Annotated in this window: 19 protein-coding genes; 5 read left to right on the top strand and 14 right to left on the bottom strand. The window is 70.4% G+C overall.

All coding sequences use genetic code 11. The features are described 5' to 3' along the window. Positions 1 to 173 precede the first annotated feature (173 nt). The gene (locus ACWGO0_RS20325; protein WP_453536502.1) at positions 174 to 1,532 is read left to right on the top strand and encodes an MFS transporter; all 1,359 of its coding nucleotides are present in this window, start codon (positions 174 to 176) and stop codon (positions 1,530 to 1,532) included. Here the strand turns inward: ACWGO0_RS20325 and ACWGO0_RS20320 are convergent. The 7 genes from ACWGO0_RS20320 to hrcA form a co-directional block, all read right to left on the bottom strand. Then, positions 1,496 to 2,488: an adenosine deaminase gene (locus tag ACWGO0_RS20320; RefSeq protein ID WP_453536499.1), complete on the bottom strand. Its 993-nt coding sequence runs from the start codon at positions 2,486 to 2,488 to the stop codon at positions 1,496 to 1,498. The genes ACWGO0_RS20325 and ACWGO0_RS20320 overlap by 37 nt on opposite strands. Positions 2,489 to 2,551: 63 nt before the next feature. Further along, complete coding sequence (locus ACWGO0_RS20315; protein WP_453536496.1) at positions 2,552 to 3,460, bottom strand: ribonuclease Z; 909 nt, start codon at positions 3,458 to 3,460, stop codon at positions 2,552 to 2,554. 15 nt (positions 3,461 to 3,475) lie between these two features. Beyond that, positions 3,476 to 3,835, bottom strand: a complete 360-nt coding sequence (locus ACWGO0_RS20310; protein WP_453536493.1) for a histidine triad nucleotide-binding protein — start codon at positions 3,833 to 3,835, stop codon at positions 3,476 to 3,478. Positions 3,836 to 3,934: 99 nt separating this feature from the next. Continuing rightward, complete coding sequence (locus ACWGO0_RS20305) at positions 3,935 to 4,681, bottom strand: 16S rRNA (uracil(1498)-N(3))-methyltransferase (RefSeq protein WP_453536490.1); 747 nt, start codon at positions 4,679 to 4,681, stop codon at positions 3,935 to 3,937. Further along, positions 4,678 to 5,751, bottom strand: coding sequence for a nitronate monooxygenase (locus ACWGO0_RS20300; RefSeq protein ID WP_453536487.1), 1,074 nt, complete (start codon positions 5,749 to 5,751; stop codon positions 4,678 to 4,680). The genes ACWGO0_RS20305 and ACWGO0_RS20300 overlap by 4 nt, the downstream gene beginning before the upstream one ends. Before the next feature lie 132 nt (positions 5,752 to 5,883). After that, positions 5,884 to 7,020: a molecular chaperone DnaJ gene (gene dnaJ, locus ACWGO0_RS20295; protein ID WP_453536484.1), complete on the bottom strand. Its 1,137-nt coding sequence runs from the start codon at positions 7,018 to 7,020 to the stop codon at positions 5,884 to 5,886. Then, positions 7,021 to 8,037, bottom strand: a complete 1,017-nt coding sequence (gene hrcA, locus ACWGO0_RS20290; RefSeq protein ID WP_173313218.1) for a heat-inducible transcriptional repressor HrcA — start codon at positions 8,035 to 8,037, stop codon at positions 7,021 to 7,023. 164 nt (positions 8,038 to 8,201) lie between these two features. Here hrcA and ACWGO0_RS20285 point away from each other — a divergent pair, with 164 nt between their 5' ends. Further along, positions 8,202 to 8,924, top strand: coding sequence for an MBL fold metallo-hydrolase (locus ACWGO0_RS20285; RefSeq protein ID WP_453536480.1), 723 nt, complete (start codon positions 8,202 to 8,204; stop codon positions 8,922 to 8,924). A 25-nt stretch (positions 8,925 to 8,949) separates the two neighbouring features. Further along, entirely contained in the window at positions 8,950 to 9,783 is an 834-nt protein-coding gene (locus ACWGO0_RS20280) for a DUF3097 domain-containing protein (protein WP_453536477.1), read from the top strand. Positions 9,784 to 9,793: 10 nt separating this feature from the next. Here the strand turns inward: ACWGO0_RS20280 and hemW are convergent, their stop codons facing one another. The 4 genes from hemW to lepA all read right to left on the bottom strand — a co-directional run bounded on the left by hemW (position 9,794) and on the right by lepA (position 17,309). Further along, positions 9,794 to 11,035 (bottom strand): radical SAM family heme chaperone HemW, encoded by a 1,242-nt coding sequence (gene hemW, locus ACWGO0_RS20275; protein WP_453536474.1) that lies wholly within the window; start codon positions 11,033 to 11,035, stop codon positions 9,794 to 9,796. Between the two features lie 38 nt (positions 11,036 to 11,073). Further along, complete coding sequence (locus ACWGO0_RS20270) at positions 11,074 to 13,020, bottom strand: SpoIIE family protein phosphatase (protein WP_453536471.1); 1,947 nt, start codon at positions 13,018 to 13,020, stop codon at positions 11,074 to 11,076. 255 nt (positions 13,021 to 13,275) lie between these two features. Continuing rightward, entirely contained in the window at positions 13,276 to 15,165 is a 1,890-nt protein-coding gene (locus tag ACWGO0_RS20265) for an AMP-dependent synthetase/ligase (protein ID WP_453536468.1), read from the bottom strand. Between the two features lie 269 nt (positions 15,166 to 15,434). Further along, entirely contained in the window at positions 15,435 to 17,309 is a 1,875-nt protein-coding gene (gene lepA / locus ACWGO0_RS20260; protein WP_453536465.1) for a translation elongation factor 4, read from the bottom strand. A 217-nt stretch (positions 17,310 to 17,526) separates the two neighbouring features. Between lepA and rpsT the strand changes: the two genes are divergently transcribed. Further along, on the top strand, positions 17,527 to 17,793 hold the full coding sequence (rpsT, locus tag ACWGO0_RS20255; protein WP_173313224.1) for a 30S ribosomal protein S20: 267 nt from the start codon (positions 17,527 to 17,529) through the stop codon (positions 17,791 to 17,793). 204 nt (positions 17,794 to 17,997) lie between these two features. Here rpsT and holA read toward each other — a convergent pair whose 3' ends face one another. Further along, positions 17,998 to 18,984: a DNA polymerase III subunit delta gene (holA, locus tag ACWGO0_RS20250; RefSeq protein WP_453536461.1), complete on the bottom strand. Its 987-nt coding sequence runs from the start codon at positions 18,982 to 18,984 to the stop codon at positions 17,998 to 18,000. A gap of 71 nt (positions 18,985 to 19,055) precedes the next feature. Here holA and ACWGO0_RS20245 point away from each other — a divergent pair, with 71 nt between their 5' ends. Beyond that, positions 19,056 to 19,310, top strand: a complete 255-nt coding sequence (locus tag ACWGO0_RS20245; RefSeq protein WP_453536458.1) for a hypothetical protein — start codon at positions 19,056 to 19,058, stop codon at positions 19,308 to 19,310. 53 nt (positions 19,311 to 19,363) lie between these two features. On the opposite strand, the gene ACWGO0_RS20240 is transcribed toward ACWGO0_RS20245, so the two are convergent. Both ACWGO0_RS20240 and ACWGO0_RS20235 read right to left on the bottom strand, forming a co-directional pair. Beyond that, complete coding sequence (locus ACWGO0_RS20240) at positions 19,364 to 20,266, bottom strand: YceI family protein (protein ID WP_453536455.1); 903 nt, start codon at positions 20,264 to 20,266, stop codon at positions 19,364 to 19,366. Positions 20,267 to 20,450: 184 nt separating this feature from the next. Further along, positions 20,451 to 21,284, bottom strand: coding sequence for an arylamine N-acetyltransferase family protein (locus ACWGO0_RS20235; RefSeq protein ID WP_453536452.1), 834 nt, complete (start codon positions 21,282 to 21,284; stop codon positions 20,451 to 20,453). Positions 21,285 to 21,316: the final 32 nt, after the last annotated feature.

The raw sequence follows: 21,316 nt of genomic DNA, 5'->3' as shown, positions 1-21,316 counted from the left end.
AGTGTGACCCAGATCACACCTTCGCGACTTTCGGTCGGGTCTGCGCACTTGATACAAATTGGCCCGCGAGCACCGTTGGGGACAGTTACCGACGAGTGCCCAGATTCCCGCTTTTTCTGCCACACCCTCCCCTGCCTTCTTCTGCCTCTTCTGGCATGTCTTCAGGAACGCCCATGTCCCCGCGCCCGCGCGCCGCGTGGCCCTTGGTTGCCGTGTTCACCGCCGGTTACCTCGCCGCCTATCTGCTCCCCACCATCGTCGGCCGGCTCAGCACCTATCTGGGCCTCGGTTCGGCCCAGGCCGGTCTGGTCGGAAGTGCCCTCCTGCTGAGCTCGGCCTCCGCCGGCTTCACACTGGCGGGCCGCGTCGAGCGGTACGGGGCACAGAGACCGGCGCGTATCGGACTGGTGCTGGCCATCGTGGGGTACGGCTGCGCCGCGTCGGCGGCCTCCGTACCGCTGGTGGTCCTGGGCGCGGTCATCGGCGGCCTCGGCTCCGGTACGGCGACCGCCGTGGCCGCTTCGGGCATCGCGGCGCAGAGCGACCCGCACCGGACCTCGTCCCTGGGCCTGCTCAGCGTGTCCGCGACCGCGGGCGCCCTCTATCTGACGATCCCGCACCTCGGCGGCGGTCACCGGCTGCCATTCGCCGCGATCGCGCTGGTCGCGCTGCTCGTCTGGCCTGCCACCTCGCGGCTCGGCGCCCCCGGGCCCGCGGATTCCGCCGTCCCGGCGTCCGGGCGGCTTCCGCACCGGCGTTCCGGTCTGGTGCTGGCGGGCGGCATGCTCGTCTGGTCCATGGCGCAGAACGCTCTGTGGGGTGTCAGCAGCCGGATCGGTGTCGTACAGGTGGGCCTCTCCGAGGTCACCATCGGTGCGGTGTTCGCCGCCGCGCTGGGCGCGGGGCTGCTCGGTGTGATGGGCGCGGGGCTGCTCGGGGCCCGGCTCGGCCGGGCCGTGCCGATCGGTCTCGGCACGATGATCATCGCCGCCAGCATCGTGCTCAGCTCCTCGGCGGAGAGCCTCGGTTCGTTCGCGACCGGGGAGATCATGTGGAACGCCTTCTACCCGGTGGTCCTGTCGTATCTGATCGGCCTGGCCGCGTCCCTCGACGTACGGGGCCGCTGGGCGGTCCTGGCGGGCTCCGCCTCGTCCGTCGGCGTGGCCTGCGGCCCCGTGCTCGGCAGCGTGCTGTCCGAGGCGGCCGGCTACGCGGTGATGGGCCTGATCCTGGGGGCCGTCACGCTGCTGGTCGCGGCGCCCGTGACCGCGGTCGCCCTGCACACCGGTGGCCGCCCGCTGGTGCCGGGATCGGTACGCCGCAGGGGTGGCGCACCGGCCGCCCTGCTCGCCGCAACCACCGGTTCCCTCCAGGGCGCCGTGCCCAAGCTGGGCTCCCCGGAGCAGGCCGTCACGGAACTCGCCGTTCCCGCGCTGCGCCGCAGGCGCCTGGGCAGGAACGCGTTCCGGACGGCCGGTCCGGCGGGCGGGTCCGGTCAGTCGAACGCGTACGCCTCGACCTCGGAGAGGTAGCGCGCCCTGCGCTCCTCGTCGTGGTCGAGGAAGGCCGCCTCGAAGGAGTTGCGGGCGAGCGTGCGCAGCTGTTCGTTGTCCAGGCCGAGCGCCTCGTGGACGGCGTGGAAGGTGTCTCCGACGTAGCCGCCGAAGTAGGCCGGGTCGTCGGAGTTCACCGTGCAGAGCAGCCCGGCGTCCATCATGGCCCGCAGGGGGTGCTCCTCCAGGATGTCGATGGCGCGCAGCCGTACGTTGGACAGCGGGCAGAGCGTGAGCGGTACGCGGTCCGCGACCAGCCTCTTCACCAGTTCCGCGTCCTCCATGCAGCGCAGTCCGTGGTCGATGCGCTCGACGCCGAGGACGTCCAGGGCCTCCAGGATGTACGCGGGAGGGCCCTCCTCGCCGGCGTGTGCGACCTTGCGCAGCCCGAGCGCGCCGGCCGCCTCGTACACCTCGCGGAACTTCGACGGCGGGTGGCCGACCTCGGCGGAGTCGAGTCCGACGGCGCTGATCCGGTGCAGGTACGGCTTCGCCGCCTCCAGGGTCTCCAGCGCCGAATCGGCCGACTGGTCGCGCAGGAAGCACATGATCAGCTGGGTGGAGATGCCGTGCTTCTCCTCGCTGCGGTCCAGGGCCCTGCCGAGTCCTTCGACGACGGTGCCGATCGGGACTCCGCGTGCGGTGTGCGCCTGCGGGTCGAAGAAGATCTCCGCGTGGCGGACGCCCTGGGCGGCGGCGCGGGTGAGGTAGGCGTCGGCGAGGTCCTCGAAGTCCTGCTCGGTACGCAGCACGGCCATCAGCGCGTAGTAGAGGTCGAGGAAGGTCTGCAGATCGTCGAAGAGATAGGCGGTGCGCAGCTCTTCGGTGTCGGCGAAGGGGAGCTTCACCCCGTTGCGTCCGGCGAGCGCGAAGGCCAGCTCGGGTTCGAGGGTGCCTTCGATGTGGAGGTGGAGTTCTGCCTTGGGGAGGTGCACGTTGTCTCGCTCACGAAGCTCACGAAGCTCACGAATGGGGGTGTTGATGTGTTTCAGGGTGTTTCAGGGGTGCCTGGTGGGCAGGGGGACCCGCATCAGGTCCTGGGCGACGGTCAGTTCGCCCTCGAAGCCCGCAGCGCGGGCCTGGGTCTCGAAGAGGCCCGGGTCGTTGTACCGCTGTGAGAAGTGGGTCAGCACCAGGTGCCGTACGCCGGCTTCCGCGGCGACCCGGGCGGCCTGTCCGGCGGTCAGATGGCCGTGGTCGGTGGCGAGCCGTTCGTCCTCGTCGAGGAAGGTCGACTCGATGACCAGCATGTCGCAGCCCTCGGCGAGCGCGTACACGCCGTCGCACAGTCTCGTGTCCATGACGAACGCGAACCGCTGCCCCCGTCTGCGTTCGGAGACGGCGTCGAGCGGGATCCCGCCGAGGGAGCCCTCGCGCTGGATGCGGCCGACGTCCGGTCCCTTGATGCCGTGCTCGGCGAGTTTCGCGGGCAGCATGCGGCGCCCGTCGGGCTCGGTCAGCCGGTAGCCGTAGGACTCGACGGGGTGTGAGAGCCGGTGGCTGTCCAGGGTGTACGCGTCCGTGGTGGCGAGGACTCCGTCGGCTGCGACCGGCGCCTCGGTCAGCCGCACGGACTCGCGGTAGGCCGTCGCGTACCGCAGCCGCTCGAAGAAGTGCTGTCCGCTCGCGGGGTAGTGCGCGGTGACCGGGTGCGGGACCTGGTCGAGGTTGATGCGCTGGATCACCCCGGCGAGTCCCAGCGAGTGGTCGCCGTGGAAGTGGGTCACGCAGATCCGGTTGATGTCGTGCGCGGCGACACCGGCCCGCAGCATCTGGCGCTGCGTGCCCTCCCCCGGGTCGAAGAGGATGCCCTCGCCGTCCCAGCGCAGCAGGTAACCGTTGTGGTTACGGTGCCGGGTGGGAACCTGACTCGCGGTGCCGAGGACGACCAGTTCGCGTACGGACATCGGTGGGTCCGCCCGTTATCCGGGGGGCCACTGGAGTCCGCGTCCGCCCAGGACGTGGGCGTGCGCGTGGAACACGGTCTGCCCAGCGCCCGATCCGGTGTTGAGGACGATGCGGTATCCGCTGTCGGTGACCTTCTCGTCGGCGGCGACGAGACCGGCCTCGCGCAGCACGTCGGCGGCGATCTGCGGCTCGGCGGCGGCGAGCGAGGCGGCGTCCCTGTAGTGCACCTTCGGGATGACCAGGACGTGCGTCGGGGCATGCGGGTTGATGTCGCGGAAGGCGACGGTGGTGTCGCTCTCGCGGACGATGGTCGCCGGGATGTCTCCCGTGACGATCTTGCAGAACAGGCAGTCGGGCTGCGGCTCTCCCGCCATGGCACGGCCTCCTCGGTCGCTGGTGATCAGTACGGGGGCATGCTATCCGGGACGGTGGGCTTCAAGCCGTGGCCCCGGCCATGATCCGCCGGGCAGGCCCTAGCCCCAGCGCCCCGTGCGGCCGAGCAGGAGTGCCGTCGCCGCCGTGCCCGCCGTGGAGGTGCGGAGCACGCTCGACCCGAGCCGGTAGGCCGGGGCGCCGGCCTGTGCGAAGGCCGCGAGTTCGTCCGGGGAGACGCCGCCCTCCGGGCCTACGACCAGCACGATCCCGCCCTCGCCGGGCAGTACGGCGGTGGCGAGCGCCGCACTGTCGTGCGCGCGGTCCTCGTGCAGGACACCCGCGAAGTCGGCGGCGGCCAGCAGCGCGGCCACCTGCTTGGTCGACATCACGTCGGTGACCTCGGGGAAGCGCACCCGGCGGGACTGCTTCCCCGCCTCCCGGGCCGTACTGCGCCACTTGGCCAGCGACTTGAGACCGCGGTCGCCCTTCCACTGCGTGATGCAGCGCGAGGCCTGCCACGGCACGATCATGTCGACGCCCGTCTCCGTCATCGTCTCGACGGCCACCTCGCCCCGGTCGCCCTTGGGCAGCGCCTGGACGACGGTGATACGGGGGCTGGGCACCGGTTCCTCGTACACCGGTTCCAGGTCCGTCACGAGGAGCCGGTCCTTGCCCTCGGCGGCCCGTACGACGCCTTCCGCCCAGCGGCCACGCCCGTCGGTGAGGACGACCTCCTCGCCCGCGTGCAGCCGCTTCACGGAGACGGCGTGCCGCCCCTCGGGACCGTCGAGGACGAACTCGGGCCCGCCGGGGAGCTGTTCGACGACGAAGACCGGTGCCGTCACTGGGCACTCCTCACACTCAGGGCCGCACGCGCGGCTTCCAGTTCGGCGGCGAGCAGTTCGATGAGTTCCCCGGCGGGCAGCTCGCGTGCCATCCGGTGCCCCTGGCCCGCCCACAGCGCCATGCCCTGTGCGTCCCCGGCCTTTGCGGCTGCCTTGCGCAGGCCGCTCGTCAGATGGTGCACCTGCGGGTAGGCGGCCGGGGCGTACGGGCCGTGCTCGGTCACGAAGCGGTTGACCAGGCCGCGCGCGGGGCGCCCGGAGAACGCCCGGGTCAGGGCGGTCCGTACGAACAGCGGGTTGGTCAGTGCCTGTTTGTGCAGCAGATGCGCCCCGGACTCGGGGGTGGCCAGGAAGGCGGTGCCGAGCTGAGCGGCGTCGGCGCCCGCCGCGAGCACGGCGGCGATCTGGGAGCCGCGCATCAGCCCGCCGGTCGCGATGAGCGGCACCTGCACGCTCTCGCGGACCTGGGCGACGAGGGACAGCAGCCCGATGCCGGTGTTGTCGGCCTGCGGGTCGTCGCGGTGCGTGGACTGGTGGCCGCCGGCCTCCACGCCCTGGACGCAGACGGCGTCGGCGCCCGCCCACTGCGCGGCCTGGGCCTCCTCGACGGATGTGACCGTCACGACGGTGTACGTACCCGCCTGGGCGAACGCGTCGAGTGCCTCGCGGGAGGGGCAGCCGAAGGTGAAGGAGACGACCGGTACCGGGTCCTCCAGGAGTATCGCGATCTTGGCCTCGTAGCCGTCGTCCGCGCAGGAGTCCACCTCGCCGAGCGGGGTCTCGTACCAGACGGCCTCACCCGCGAGCTGGTGCCGGTACACCTCGACCTCGCTCGGGTCGGCGTGTCCCGTCTGCGGCATGAAGAGGTTCACGCCGAAGGGCTGGCCGGTCAGTCCGCGTACCCGCTTGATCTCGTTGTACATGCCGTCCGCCGTCTTGTACCCGGCGGCGAGGAAACCGAGCCCGCCGGCCTCGGCGACAGCGCCGACGAGCTGGGGGCCGGACACTCCGCCCGCCATCGGGGCCTGCACGATCGGATACCGGCAGAGATCGGTCAACGCGGATGACATGACCGCATCGTGCCACGTCCGGTGCACCGGGCCGAATCAGCCATGAGACGGGGCGAACGGTATACCGCCGCACGCCGCACCGCCCGCCGGTACGAGACCGACGGGCGGTGCGGTGAAGGAGAGAACCGGCGTTCAGCGACCGTTGAAGGCGTCCTTCAACCGGGAGAAGAGCCCCTGCTGTCCTGGCTGGAACTGCCCGAGGGGCCGCTCCTCGCCACGCAGCTGCGCGAGCTCGCGCAGGACACGCTCCTGCTCCGCGTCCAGCTTCGACGGGGTCATGACCTCGACGTGCACGATCAGGTCGCCGCGCCCGCCGCCCCGCAGATGCGTGACACCGCGGCCGTGCAGCGGAACCGACTGACCGGACTGCGTGCCCGGCCTGATGTCGATCTCCTCCAGACCGTCCAGCGTCTCCAGCGGCACCTGGGTGCCGAGGGCCGCCGCCGTCATCGGGATGGTGACCGTGCAGTGCAGGTCGTCCCCGCGCCGCTGGAACACCGCGTGCGGCAGCTCGTGGATCTCGACGTACAGATCGCCGGCCGGGCCGCCGCCGGGGCCGACCTCGCCCTCGCCCGCGAGCTGGATACGGGTGCCGTTGTCGACACCCGCCGGGATCTTCACCGTGAGCGTGCGCCGCGAGCGGATGCGGCCGTCGCCCGCGCACTCCGGGCAGGGGGTCGGCACGACCGTGCCGAAGCCCTGGCACTGCGGGCAGGGCCGCGAGGTCATGACCTGGCCGAGGAACGACCGGGTGACCTGGGAGACCTCGCCACGGCCGCGGCACATATCGCAGGTCTGGGCGGAGGTGCCGGGTGCGGCGCCCTCACCGCTGCAGGTCGTACAGACGACCGCCGTGTCGACCTGGATGTCCTTGGTCGTACCGAAGGCCGCCTCGGAGAGGTCGATCTCCAGCCGGATCATGGCGTCCTGGCCGCGACGGGTCCGCGAACGGGGTCCGCGCTGGGACGCCGTACCGAAGAACGCGTCCATGATGTCGGAGAAGTTGCCGAAGCCGCCCTGTCCGAATCCGCCCGCGCCACCGCCTCCGGAGGCGGACAGCGGGTCGCCGCCGAGGTCGTAGACCTGCTTCTTCTGCGGGTCCGACAACACCTCGTAAGCGGCGTTGATCTCCTTGAACCGCTCCTGGGTCTTCGGGTCAGGGTTGACATCCGGGTGCAGCTCGCGTGCGAGCCTGCGGAATGCCTTCTTGATCTCGTCCTGAGATGCGTCGCGGCGCACGCCGAGTACGGCGTAGTAGTCCGTGGCCACTTACGACTCCGCCAGGATCTGTCCGACGTAACGTGCCACTGCGCGTACCGCTCCCATCGTTCCGGGGTAGTCCATGCGGGTCGGTCCGACCACGCCGAGTTTGGCGACTGCCTCGTCGCCCGAACCGTAGCCGACCGCGACCACGGACGTGGAGTTGAGGCCCTCGTGGGCGTTCTCGTGACCGATACGTACGGTCATGCCCGAGTCCTTGGCCTCACCGAGCAGCTTCAGCAGCACGACCTGCTCCTCCAATGCCTCCAGCACCGGCCGGATCATCACAGGGAAGTCGTGCCCGAAGCGGGTGAGGTTGGAGGTGCCGCCGATCATCAGCCGCTCCTCCGTCTCCTCCACCAGAGTTTCGAGAAGGATCGAGAGCACCGTGGAAACGGTTCCCCTGTCCTCGCCCTCGAAGGATTCCGGCAAGTCCTGCACCAGTTGCGGGACATCCGCGAAACGGCGTCCTACGACACGGCTGTTGAGCCGCGCCCGAAGATCCGCCAGAGATGTCTCACCGAACGGCGCAGGACAGTCGATCATACGCTGTTCGACGCGGCCGGTATCCGTGATCAGTACGAGCATCAGCCGGGCGGGAGCCAGGAGGAGCAGCTCCACGTGCCGCACCGTCGAACGGGTCAGCGAGGGGTACTGCACGACGGCGACCTGCCGGGTCAGCTGCGCGAGCAGCCGCACCGTCCGGCCCACGACGTCGTCGAGGTCGACCGCGCCGTCGAGGAAGTTCTGAATGGCCCTGCGCTCCGGCGACGACAGCGGCTTGACGCCCGCGAGCCGGTCGACGAAGAGCCGGTAGCCCTTGTCCGTCGGGATACGCCCCGCGCTGGTGTGGGGCTGGGCGATGAAGCCCTCGTCCTCCAGCACCGCCATGTCGTTGCGGACCGTGGCCGGGGAGACCCCGAGGTTGTGCCGCTCGGTCAGCGCCTTGGAGCCGACGGGCTCCTCGGTGCCGACATAGTCCTGGACGATGGCGCGCAGCACTTCGAGTCTGCGTTCGCTGAGCATCGCGCACACCTCCAGCTGTGGTTCTCGGTCTCCGCCTGGCACTCTGTGCGTTCGAGTGCCAGCATTCCCCCCGGTCAGTGTACGGGGGTGGGGTGGGCCCCGGGCAAGGGCGACCGGCCACGCTACCGCGAGACTGCGCAGGTCGTTGCCGATAGCGTCGTTGTATGGACGTCTCTTGGGAAGAGCTGGGCTGGGAGCGGTTGGGCAACGGTGTGGGCCGGCGACGGCTTCCCGTGTGGGATGCGACGGTCGCACTGGTGGCGGGAGCGGACCGTGTCCTGCTCTACGACACCGGGTCGTCGCTCCGTGAGGGCGCCGAATTGCGTTCCCAGGCGGAGCGTCTGCTGGGCCGGAGGGTGACGCATATCGCACTGAGTCACCCGCACTTCGATCATGTTCTGGGCACCGCGGCGTTCGCCGGGGCAGAGGTGTACGGGGCGGTCGGCATCGCCGATCTGCTCCGGAACGGGGCGGACGAGCTGCACAGCTCGGCCGCGCACCACGGGGTGCCCGAGCACGACGCCGCCGAGTCGGTGGACGTCCTGGTCGCCCCGCACCACGAGGTGTGCGGGGAGTGGACGCTCGATCTGGGCGGCGGGCTCCAGGTGCTCCTGGCCAATGTCGGGCCGGGGCACAGCGGCCACGACCTGGCCGTACTGGTGCCCGGCTCGCCCGCCGTGGTGCTCTGCGGCGATCTGGTCGAGCAGTCCGGCGAGCCGCAGGCCGGCAGCGACGCGATCCCGTCCCGCTGGCCGGCCGCGCTGGACCGGCTGCTGGCGCTGGGCGGCGAGGACGCGGTGTACGTGCCGGGGCACGGGGCGGTGGTGGACGCGGCGTTCGTACGGATGCAACGTGATCAACTGGCGGCGCACTTCGGCGTGTCGTGACCGTCCGCCGCCGTATCGTCGTCCGATGCGCAGCTACCAGCCGGACCTGACCCCGCCGTGGAAGAAGTCCGTACCGGCCCCCGAGGTCCCCGCCGAGCCCGATCTGGTCGTCGAGGAGGCCGCCACCGGCTTCTGCGGGGCGGTGATCCGCTGCGAGAAGACGGCCCAGGGCCCGACGGTGACCCTGGAGGACCGCTTCGGCAAGCACCGGGTGTTCCCGATGGAACCGCGCGGCTTCCTGCTGGAGGGCCGCGTGGTCACTCTGGTACGCCCCACGGGCTCCGCCCCCGCCCGCCCCGCCCGCACGGCCTCCGGTTCGCTGGCGGTCCCCGGGGCGCGTGCGCGGGTGGCGCGGGCGGGCCGGATCTATGTGGAGGGCCGCCACGACGCGGAACTGGTGGAGCGGGTCTGGGGCGACGACCTCCGTATCGAGGGAGTGGTCGTCGAGTACCTGGAGGGCATCGACGACCTCCCGGCGATCGTCCGCGACTTCTCCCCCGGCCCGGACGCGAGACTGGGCGTCCTGGTCGACCACCTGGTCCCCGGCTCGAAGGAGTCCCGTATCGCCGCCCAGGTCTCCGACAGCAACGTGCTGGTGGTGGGCCACCCCTACATCGACGTCTGGGAGGCGGTGAAACCGTCCTCGGTGGGCATCACGTCCTGGCCGAGGATCCCGCACGGCCAGGACTGGAAGACGGGCGTGTGCCGGGCCCTGTCGTGGCCGGAGAACACGGGCGCGGCGTGGCAGCGCATCCTCGCCACGGTGACGTCGTACCGGGATCTGGAACCGGAGCTGCTGGGCCGGGTCGAAGAACTGATCGACTTCGTCACGGCCCCCTCCGACTCCTCCGGCGTTTGAGGAGCGGCGCTCAGTCCACCAGGTCCCGGACCACCGCATCGGCCAGCAGCCGCCCCCGCAAGGTCAGGACCGCCCGCCCCTCCGCAAACGCCCCGGCCTCCAGCAACCCGTCCTCCACCGCACGCCCCGCCGCCGCCAGCCCCGCCGGGGCCAGCAACGACAGCGGGCAGCCCTCCACCAGCCGCAGCTCCAGCAGGATCCGCTCCACCCGCCGGTCCTCCGCCGAGAGGATCTCCCGCCCGGCCCCGGGCGAGCGCCCCTCCGCGAGCGCCTGTGCGTACGCCCCCGGATGCTTGACGTTCCACCACCGCACACCGCCCACATGGCTGTGCGCACCGGGCCCGGCACCCCACCAGTCGGCCCCGCGCCAGTACAGCTCGTTGTGCAGGCAGCGCCCCTCCGGCGTACGGGACCAGTTCGACACCTCGTACCAGGAGAAGCCCGCCGCGGCCATCGCCTCGTCCGCGATCAGATAGCGGTCCGCGTGCGCGTCGTCGTCGGTCATCGGGATCTCCCCGCGCCGGATGCGCCGGGCCAGCTGGGTGCCCTCCTCGACGATCAGCGCGTACGCGGACACATGGTCGGGCCCGGCACCGATCGCCGCGTCCAGGGAGGCCCGCCAGTCGTCGTCCGACTCTCCCGGCGTGCCGTAGATCAGGTCGAGGTTGACGTGCTCGAAGCCCGCTTCCCGCGCCTCGGCGACGCACGCCTCGGGTCTGCCGGGCGTATGCGTACGGTCGAGGATCTTCAGCACGTGCTGCCGTGCGCTCTGCATCCCGAAGGAGACCCGGTTGAAGCCGCCTTCCCGCAGCGCCGCCAGATACGCCGGATCGACGGACTCCGGATTGGCCTCCGTCGTGACCTCGGCGTCGTCCGCGAGCCCGAACTCGTCACGGATCGCCCCCAGCATCCGTACGAGATCGGCGGCGGGCAGCAGGGTCGGCGTGCCGCCCCCGACGAAGACGGTGCGCACCGGCCGCGGATCGTCGCCGAGCACCTTGCGGGCCTGGCGGACCTCTTCGATCAGGTGGGCCGCGTAGTTGTCCCGGGAGGCCAGCGCACCGCCGGAGCCACGCAGCTCGGTGGCGGTGTAGGTGTTGAAGTCGCAGTACCCGCAGCGCGTCGCGCAGTACGGGACGTGCAGGTAGAAGCCGAGCGGTCGGTCGGCGGAGCCGTCCAGGGCGTGGCTGGGCAGCGCCCCGTCGTCGGGCACGGGCTCACCATCGGGCAGTACGGAAGGCATACCGTCCATTGTCACTCGCCGCCGGAGCTGCCCCGCCCACCCGCGTCTCAGTCGGCCCGGAGCACCAGCAGGGCGAGATCGTCGTCGGGCGGACGCTCGGCGAAGTCGTGGACGGCCCGCTTGATGCGGTCCGCGATCCCCGCGGCGGGCAGCCCCGCGCAGCCGGCCAGGGCACGGGCAAGGCCGTCCCCGTCGTCGAACATGGCCGGTCCGGAACGCCGCTCCGTCACCCCGTCGGTGACACAGAGCAGGCTCTCGCCCGGCGCCAGGACGAAGCTCTGGCTCTCGTACGCGACGTCCTCGACGACTCCGAGCAGGACCTGCGGCTCGGCGGCGGGACGTACGGAACCGTCCGGGCTCAGCAGCAGGGGCAGCGGGTGTCCGGCGCTGGCGACCGTGCAGCGCGCCCCGCCGCCGGGGAGCGGCACCATCTCCCCGTACAGGAGGGAGAGGAAGCGGGACTGCGAGCCGTCCAGGATCTGCTGGCCGCCCGCCGCGGCGACCATCAGCGCGGCGGCCTCGGCCGCTTCCATCGCGTCGTCGAGGAGGAGCCGGTTGAGCCGGTCCAGGACCTTGCCGACGCCGAAGCCCTCCCGGGACAGGAGCCGCAGCCAGGGGCGGGCGAGACCGGTGACGACGGCGGCTTCGGGGCCGCTGCCCTGGACGTCGCCGAGTACGAAGCACCAGCGGTCGCCGGGGCACGCGAAGATGTCGTAGAAGTCACCGCCGACGACTCCGTCGTCCCCCGGTTCGTATACCAGGGCGCTGGTGACGCCGGGGATCGCGGCGACCTTGCTGGGCAGCAGGCCGCGCTGGAGGATCCGGCTGATGGTGGCCTGCCGGGTGTAGGCGCGGGCGGCTCCGACGGCGAGACCGACGCGGCGTACGAAGTCCTCGATCAGCGAGGCCACGTCGTCGGGCACCCGGGGGACGCCCTCACGGCCGACGAGCACGGTGCCGAGCGTGCGTCCGCCGGCGGTGATGCGGTACGCGAGCGCGGCCCCGTCACGGCCTCCGGGCAGCGGGTCGGCACCGTCCCCGGGGCCGTCCCCCTCACCGTCGCCGGGCCACGGCACGGGTACCGGCCCCGTACCGATGCTGCCGGGCAGCCGGAGCGGTTCCTTCTCCAGGACCGTGCGCAGCTGCTCGGTCCCGGTCTCGTCGCTGTGCCAGACGCGGGCCAGCCGTGGGTCCGCCCCGGGCCCCGCGCCCTCGCTCTCCAGCCAGATCGCGCACCAGTCGGCGAGCCTCGGTACGAGCAGTTGTCCCGCTATGGCGGCCACCAGGTCCTCGTCGAGCTGGCCGGCCAGCAGATCGGACGCTTCGGCGAGGAAGGAGAGCGCGGCCCGGCTGTCCCAGTCCGCGTCGTCGCGTTCACCGCGCTCGACGCGCCGCGACGCGGGGGCGAGGATCTCGGCCGCGCGCAGCCCGTGCTGCACCGCGGCCTCCTCGGACGGGCCGGACGCCCCGCTCCAGTCGTCGACGGCGAGGCGGGCCCAGACGGTCTTGAGGCCGGTGCGGTAGGTGATGCCCCAGGACTCGGCGAGGGTGGCGACGAGCTGTAACCCGCGGCCGTACTCCGCGGGGTCCGGGCGGGGCTCGGGGCCCGCCCCGGACGCGGTCCCCTCGCCGCGCACCGCTCGGGCGGGATGGTGGTCGGTGACTTCCAGCACCAGGGCCGCTGTCTCGCTCTCGGAGGCGTCTTCGAGGCGGAGGAGCAGTTCGACCGTCGTCCCGGCGTGCACGACCGCGTTGGTGACCAGTTCGTTCGCGACGGTGACCGCGTCGTCGGCGAGCCGGTCGCTGAAGCCCACGGCCGCCGGCACTCCGAGGCCGGTCCAGTCGGCGAGCGCGGCACGGACGAATCCGCGGGCCGCGGAGGGTGTGAGCGGGATTCCGGGCAGGCTCGTACGGGCCACCGGACGCGGATCGTTCTGGTGCCCGGCGACGAAGGGACGGTGAACGCTGTCCCGCTGCAAGGGAATTGGCCCCACGGTGCGGCTCCTGCCAAGTCTCACGAGATGCGGCCGACGACACACGACAGAGTGACAGACCGACCGCGCACATAAGCACCGAGTTACCGAAGTGGGAGGGAAGCGGGCGGAGAAGAACGGACGATGAGCTCGCGGAAACGCGGAGGGGGCCGGTGGGTGATCAGCCCCCACCGGCCCCTCCCCGCGTGCGTCTCGCTCACACGCGGCCCTGCCCGGCCGTCAGGCCGTCGGTCGCGACGTCACGACCTCACGACGTCACGCCTCGCGGGATCCCGCGTACATCTCCTCGATGAGGTGCTTGTACTCGCGCTCGACGACCGGCCTCTTCAGCTTCAGGCTCGGGGTCAGCTCGCCGTGCTCGATGTCGAGGTCACGCGGCAGCAGCCGGAACTGCTTGATGGTCTGCCAGCGCTGCAGGCCCTCGTTGAGGCTCTTCACATAGCCCTCGATGAGCTCCACCGTCTGCGGGGACGCCACGACCTCGGCGTACGACTTGCCGCCCAGGCCGTTCTCGGCCGCCCAGGCGAGGAGGGTCGGCTCGTCGAGGGCGATCAGGGCGGTGCAGAAGTTACGGTCCGCGCCGTGCACCAGGATGTTGGAGACGAACGGGCACACCGCCTTGAACTGGCCCTCGACCTCCGCCGGGGCGATGTACTTGCCGCCCGACGTCTTGATCAGGTCCTTCTTGCGGTCGGTGATCCGCAGGTAACCGTCCACGGAGAGCTCGCCGATGTCGCCCGTGTGGAACCAGCCGTCGGACTCCAGCACCTCGGCGGTCTTCTCGGGCAGCCGGTGGTAGCCCTCCATCAGGCCGGGGCCGCGCAGCATGATCTCGCCGTCGTCCGCGATCCGGACCTCGGTGCCGGGGAGCGGCTTGCCGACCGTGCCGGTGCGGTAGGCCTCGGCCGGGTTGACGAAGGAGGCGGCGCTGCTCTCGGTGAGGCCGTAGCCCTCCAGGATGTGGATGCCCGCGCCCGCGAAGAAGAAGCCGATGTCGGGGGCGAGCGCCGCGGAGCCGGAGACGCAGGCGCGGAGCCGGCCGCCGAAGGCCTCGCGGATCTTGGAGTAGACGAGGGCGTCGGCGACCTTGTGCTTGGCGCCGAGCGCGAACGGTACGGAGGCCGTGCCGGTGCGGCGGAAGTTGTCCTGCGACACCTTCGCGTACTCCCGGGCGACCCCGGCGGCCCACAGGAAGATCTTGTACTTGGCGCCGCCACCGGCCCGCGCCTTGGAGGCGACCCCGTTGTAGACCTTCTCGAAGATCCGGGGGACGGCTGCCATGTACGTCGGCTGGACCACCGGAAGGTTCTCGATGATCTTCTCGACCCGGCCGTCGAGGGCGGTGACGTGGCCGACCTCGATCTGGCCGGAGGTGAGGACCTTGCCGAAGACGTGCGCGAGGGGCAGCCAGAGGTACTGGACGTCGTCCGTGGTGAGCTCGACGGCGGTGACGGTGGCCTTGGCCATGTACGACCAGTTGTCGTGCGGCAGGCGCACACCCTTGGGGCGGCCGGTGGTACCCGAGGTGTAGATCAGGGTCGCCAGCTGGTCGGCGGTGATCGCCGAGACCCGGTCCGTGACCGCGCCCGGGTTCTTCTCCAGGTACTCGGCGCCCTTGGCCTCCAGATCGGCCAGCGAGAGGATCCAGCCCTCGGGGTCGCCCTCGGCGGGCTCGACACCTGCCGGGTCGATGACGACGACATGGGCCAGGTCCGTCAGCTCGGAACGGCGCTCCCGTGCCTTCGCCAGCTGAGCGGCGTCCTCGGCGATGAGGAAGCGGCTCTCGGAGTCGGTCAGGATGAAAGCGGACTCTTCGGCGTTCGTGGACGGGTAGATCGTGGTGGTGGCGGCGCCCGCACACATGACCCCGAGGTCGGCGAGGACCCACTCGACCCGGGTGGAGGAGGCGAGCGCGACCCGCTCCTCCGGCTGGACGCCCAGCGCGATCAGGCCCGCCGCGATGGCGTAGACCCGTTCGGCGGCCTGCGCCCAGGTCAGCGACTTCCAGTCGTCGGGGCCCTGGCCGGAGGCGGGGGCCACCGGATAGCGGTAGGCCTCTCCGTCCGGCGTGGCGGCCACGCGCTCGATGAAGAGATTCGCCACGGAGGGCGGTCGGTTATCGATCAAGGTCTTTGTGTCGCTCACGACGTCCTCCGGGCCTGCGGCATTGCTACGACCGGCTACTTGATGCTGCTGCTTCGGATACCTGCTTCTGCCCTGCTCTGTTACTGCTGCGTTCCTGCCCGGTCTCGCTTGTTTAACTGGCGAGTAACCAACGAGCTGGTGATCAGGGTAGAGCGCACACGTCCCCCGCGTAAGAGGCAACAGGCCGTGGCTTTCATAACGAACGGGCCCCTGTCTCGCAGGGTGCTGCGAGACAGGGGCCCGTTCGGCTACTCATCGGTACGCGAGGGTTACTTCTTGGCCTTGCTCTCGCCGGCCGACTCGTCCGTCGACAGCACGGAGATGAAGGCGTCCTGCGGAACCTCCACGTTGCCGACCATCTTCATCCGCTTCTTGCCTTCCTTCTGCTTCTCCAGCAGCTTCCGCTTACGGGAGATGTCACCGCCGTAACACTTGGCGAGAACGTCCTTGCGGATGGCGCGGACGGTCTCACGGGCGATGACCCGGGAGCCGATGGCCGCCTGGATCGGCACCTCGAAGTTCTGCCGCGGGATGAGCTTCTGCAGCTTGGCGACGAGCCGGACGCCGTACGCGTACGCCTTGTCCTTGTGCGTGACCGCGGAGAACGCGTCGACCTTGTCGCCGTGCAGCAGGATGTCGACCTTGACGAGCTGGGCGGACTGCTCACCGGTGGGCTCGTAGTCGAGGGAGGCGTAACCCCGGGTCTTGGACTTCAGCTGGTCGAAGAAGTCGAAGACGATCTCGGCGAGCGGCAGGGTGTAGCGGATCTCGACCCGGTCCTCGGAGAGGTAGTCCATGCCGAGCAGGGTTCCGCGGCGCTGCTGGCAGAGCTCCATGATCGCGCCGATGAACTCGCTGGGCGCCAGGACCGTGGCGCGTACGACGGGCTCGTGCACCGCGTCGATCTTGCCCTCGGGGAACTCGCTCGGGTTGGTGACGATGTGCTCGGTGCCGTCCTCCATCTCGACGCGGTAGACCACGTTCGGGGCGGTGGCGATGAGTTCGAGACCGAATTCGCGCTCCAGGCGCTCACGGACCACGTCGAGGTGGAGCAGCCCGAGGAAGCCGACACGGAAGCCGAAGCCGAGTGCGGCGGAGGTCTCCGGCTCGTACACCAGGGCGGCGTCGTTGAGCTGGAGCTTGTCGAGGGCCTCGCGCAGGTCGGGGTAGTCCGAGCCGTCCAGCGGATAGAGACCGGAGAACACCATCGGCTTGGGGTCCTTGTAGCCGCCCAGCGCCTCGGTCGCCCCGTTGTGCAGGGAGGTGATGGTGTCACCGACCTTGGACTGCCGGACGTCCTTCACACCGGTGATGATGTAGCCGACCTCACCCACACCGATGCCGTCGCTCGGGGTCATCTCCGGGGAGGAGACACCGATCTCCAGCAGCTCGTGGGTGGCGCCCGTGGACATCATCCGGATGCGCTCGCGCTTGTTGAGCTGGCCGTCGATGACACGTACGTAGGTGACGACACCGCGGTAGGGGTCGTAGACCGAGTCGAAGATCATCGCGCGGGCCGCTTCGTCCGCCTGGCCGACAGGGGCAGGGACATCCCTGACCACCCGGTTGAGCAGAGCGTCCACACCGACACCGGTCTTGGCGGAGACCTTGAGTACGTCCTCCGGCTGACAGCCGATGAGATTGGCCAGCTCCTCGGAGAACTTCTCGGGCTGCGCGGCCGGCAGGTCGATCTTGTTGAGCACCGGGACGATGGTGAGGTCGTTCTCCATCGCGAGGTAGAGGTTGGCGAGCGTCTGGGCCTCGATGCCCTGCGCCGCGTCGACCAGCAGAACCGTGCCCTCGCAGGCGGCGAGCGAACGGGAGACCTCGTACGTGAAGTCCACGTGGCCCGGGGTGTCGATCATGTTGAGGATGTGGGTGGCGCCCTGGTCCTCACCCACGGTCGGCGCCCACGGCAGACGTACTGCCTGGGACTTGATGGTGATGCCGCGCTCGCGCTCGATATCCATCCGGTCGAGGTACTGAGCACGCATCTGCCGCACGTCGACCACGCCGGTCAGCTGAAGCATCCGGTCGGCAAGCGTCGACTTGCCGTGGTCGATGTGGGCGATGATGCAGAAATTGCGGATCAGCGCCGGGTCGGTACGGCTCGGCTCGGGCACGTTGGTAGGAGTCGCGGGCACGCAGGGTCCTGATTCTTGAGACGCCGAACGCCGTGTCTCGGGTCGATGTCGGGTCGGTCGGATCGATACGTAAGCTCTATCGTCCCACGCCTGCGGGGCAGGGACCGGTTTGGGCCGGTCGGAGGGTCACTGGTACCGTGGGCAGCTGTGCCTCGTGGCCCTCAGAAGCGGCGTGGCGCACACAGAAGATCCAACGAACCTGAAAAGGCTCTATCTCGTGGCGAACATCAAGTCCCAGATCAAGCGGAACAAGACGAACGAGAAGGCGCGCCTGCGCAACAAGGCCGTCAAGTCCTCGCTCAAGACCTCGATCCGCAAGGCCCGTGAGGCTGCCGCTTCCGGCGACGTCGAGAAGGCCACTGTGGCCGTCCGTGAGGCCTCGCGTCAGCTCGACAAGGCTGTCTCGAAGAACGTCATCCACAAGAACGCTGCCGCCAACAAGAAGTCGGCGCTCGCGCTCAAGGTTGCCGCCCTTCAGGGCTGAACTACTGATGTGATCGCCGGAACGGACTCAGCGGGCCCTCTCTCCCGCTCCTGACCGGCACCCCGCGCCGCACACCGAACCTGCGTTCGCCACGCGGGTGCGGCGCACAAAAGCGTGAAACCGAAGCCCCGGCAAACGCCCTCCCCAGGGCGAGACCCGGGGCTTTCGGTATGTCACGCCCGGTGCCTCTCCCCCGCTCGTGCTCTACCGCCCCGCTCGCGCCGCGCGGGCAACGGCGACCACGGCCTTCTCCAGGGCGTACTCCGGGTCGTCCCCGCCGCCCTTCACCCCCGCGTCCGCCGCAGCCACCGCACGCAGCGCGGCCGACACCCCGTCCGGCGTCCAGCCACGCATCTGCTGACGCACCCGGTCGATCTTCCACGGCGGCATACCGAGCTCACGGGCGAGGTCCGCGGGCCGCCCGCCCCGGGCCGATGAGAGCTTCCCGATCGCCCGGACCCCCTGCGCGAGCGCGCTGGTGATCAGGACGGGAGCGACCCCGGTCGACAGCGACCAGCGCAGTGCTTCCAGCGCCTCCGCCGCCCGGCCCTCGACCGCGCGGTCGGCGACGGCGAACGAGGAGGCTTCGGCGCGCCCCGTGTAGTACCGCCCGACGACCGCCTCGTCGATGGTGCCCTCGACGTCGGCCACCAGCTGCGAGACCGCGCTCGCCAGCTCCCGCAGATCGCTGCCGATGGAGTCCACGAGGGCCTGGCACGCCTCGGGTGTCGCCGAGCGCCCCAGCGCCCGGAACTCCGACCGTACGAAGGAGAGCCGCTCGGCCGGCTTGGTGGTCTTGGGGCAGGCGACCTCGCGCGCACCTGCCTTCCGGACCGCGTCCAGCAGGCCCTTGCCCTTGGCCCCGCCCGCGTGCAGCAGGACGAGGGTGATCTCCTCGGCCGGAGCGGTCGCGTACGCCTTGACGTCCTTGACCGTGTCGGCGGAGAGATCGTGTGCGTTGCGCACGATCACCACCTTGCGCTCGGCGAAGAGCGAGGGGCTGGTCAGCTCGGCGAGGGTGCCCGGCTGCAGCTGGTCGGAGGTGAGATCGCGGACGTCCGTGTCGGCGTCGGAAGCACGGGCAGCCGCCACCACCTGCTGCACGGCACGGTCGAGGAGGAGGTCCTCCTGGCCCACGGCGAGCGTGATGGGAGCGAGCAGGTCGTCGGTGGAATTACTTCTGGTGGCCATCGCGCTCCAGCATCCCACGGCCCACCGACAACGGGCCCTGCGGTCGGATCCGGCCCCGCATGTACCCGAGAATGGGCCATGTGAGCGACGTGAGACATGTACTGGTGCTGCCCGACCGCGATACGGCGGAGGAGGTGGCAGGGGAGCTCGCCGACCGTTTCGGCGTCACCGAGGAGCCCCAGCTCGTACGCGACGCCCTGGCCGGCGAGGACGATGCCGAGGACGCCCAGTGGCTGGTCGTCGTGGAGGACTCCGCCGGGCGCCTCGATTCCGCGGCACTGGACGCGTTCGCCGCGGAGTACGAGGGATGGCTGGAGCGGCCGTAGCGCGTGTCCGGTCTGTGTGTCCGGGGCAGCGCGTCCGGGTCTGTGTGTCCGGGTCAGCCCTTGGGGACGATCTGGATGTCCATGTCGATGGAGATGCTGGGGCCCACGACAGCGATCCCGCGGGCCAGCATCGTCTGCCAGGTGAGGGTGAAGTCCTCGCGGTGCAGTTCGGTGCCGGCACGGCAGGCGGCGCGTGTCTCGCCCTCGATGCCGCTGCCCTGGCCCAGGTACTGGGTGTCCAGCGTCACCGAACGGCTCACGCCGTGCAGGGTGAGCGCACCGTGCACACTCCAGCGGCTGCCACCGCGGTGCACGAAGCGGTCGCTGTAGAACTCCAGCGTGGGATAGCGCCCCACGTCGAGGAAGTCGGCGGAGCGCAGGTGGTCGTCGCGCATCTTGACGTTGGTGTCGATCGACGCGGCGTCGATGATCACGTGCATGGCGGAGTCCTCCATGCGATCGGCGATCCGGACGGCCCCCGCGAAGGTGTTGAACCTGCCGTGGATGCGGGCCATCCCGATGTGCCGTGCGGTGAAGCCGATCTGTGTGTGGCTCGGCTCGATCTCCCAGTCGCCCGGATCGGGCAGCTGCGGCGGAGTCGCGACCTGGAGGATCACGTCGCCGATGCCCGCGTGGCCGCTTTCGGACACCACGGCCGCCCCGTGGAAGGGCGTGAAGCCCTCGGCGGTGACCCCGAGCCGGTAGTCGCCGGCCGGGACGGTGGCGAGGACGTGCCCGTACGGGTCGGTCTCACCGCCGAAGACCTTGCGGCCCGAGCTGTCGGTGACGACGAACTCCGCCTGCCGTACCGGTTCGTTGACAGGGTCCAGGACCCGGCAACTCAGCACGCCCGCGTGGGGAGGCACCGCAAGCCCGGCGAAAGCTCCGCCTCGCGCGGTGCCGGACGTTCCCTTGTTGCCTGTGCTGCCTATGTTGCCTAGCCAACGGCCGAACATTCGCGCGTACTCCCATGGGCATGACTCACCTCGGGCCCGCTGCCGGCTGAACTTCGTTGTCTGAGCAGCATCCCGCCGACGAGCATGCATTCGATCACTGATGCGGCGTTCGAGGCAAACAGGGGCGCTCGGAAGGGGTTGCGTGGAGGTGCTACCGAAGGTCCGAATTAGCCGTTCCGCTTGTTTAGCCGTTCCGCTTGTGAGGCAGCCGTTCGAGGATCAGCCCGAAGTGCTCGCGGTAGGCGGCGAGCACCTCCGCATCGGTGGCGAGGGGCGTCTCGTGCCGTACGCCCCGCACAGTGGTGATCAGCTTCCGGCCGCTGAGCGTGACCCGGCCGTCGTCCGTGAGCCGTGAGCAGACGAGGGACCGGCTGAAGTGGGAGTCGGGCGAGGTGCGGTGGTACCAGGCTCCCACCCGGAATTCGGCGAGCGACCTGGGCCGCGGATCGAGCCGGAACTGCCGCGAGCCGTCCTGCAGCAGATCCACATCGCCCTGCGGGGCCTCCCTGAACCGGAACACACCGCGCGGGTCCTCCTGCTCGGTCCGGTCGTCGAGCGCGAGTGGATGGTGGGCGTGGTCACCGAAACCGACATCGGCCAGCCACGGGCCCGTGCCGTCGTCGGTCTCGACGCGCAGGGCCATGTGGTCGTACGGGATACCGAGCCGTCCACCGTCTCCGAAGACCCGCGCCTGGAGCATCGTGACGCGGAAGCCGAGGGCGCGCAGCAGAAAGGCGAAGGCACCGTTCAGCTCGTAACAGAAGCCTCCGCGGCGGGCGGCCACCACCTTGTCGAGGAGCGCGCCCTCCTCCAGGACGATGTCCTCGCCGAGGTGGATCGAGAGGTTCTCGAAGGGCACCGATTTCAGGTGCCGGAGCTGCAACTCGCGCAGCGCCTCCGCATCGGCACGCGCCGGGCGGGCGGCGCCGATGCGCTCCAGGTAGGCCCCGACCCGGGCGTCCGCGGGGGTGGCGGAGTGCGAGGAAGTGCTGATCATCTGCGGGGCGTCCGGATTCATGACACGAGTCTGTCCCGCCTGCCCACCCCCGC

The sequence above is a fragment of the Streptomyces sp. NPDC055749 genome, from assembly GCF_053617235.1.
Note: the sequence above shows the minus strand (reverse complement) of the source record. Positions and strands in the feature narration are given on the sequence as shown.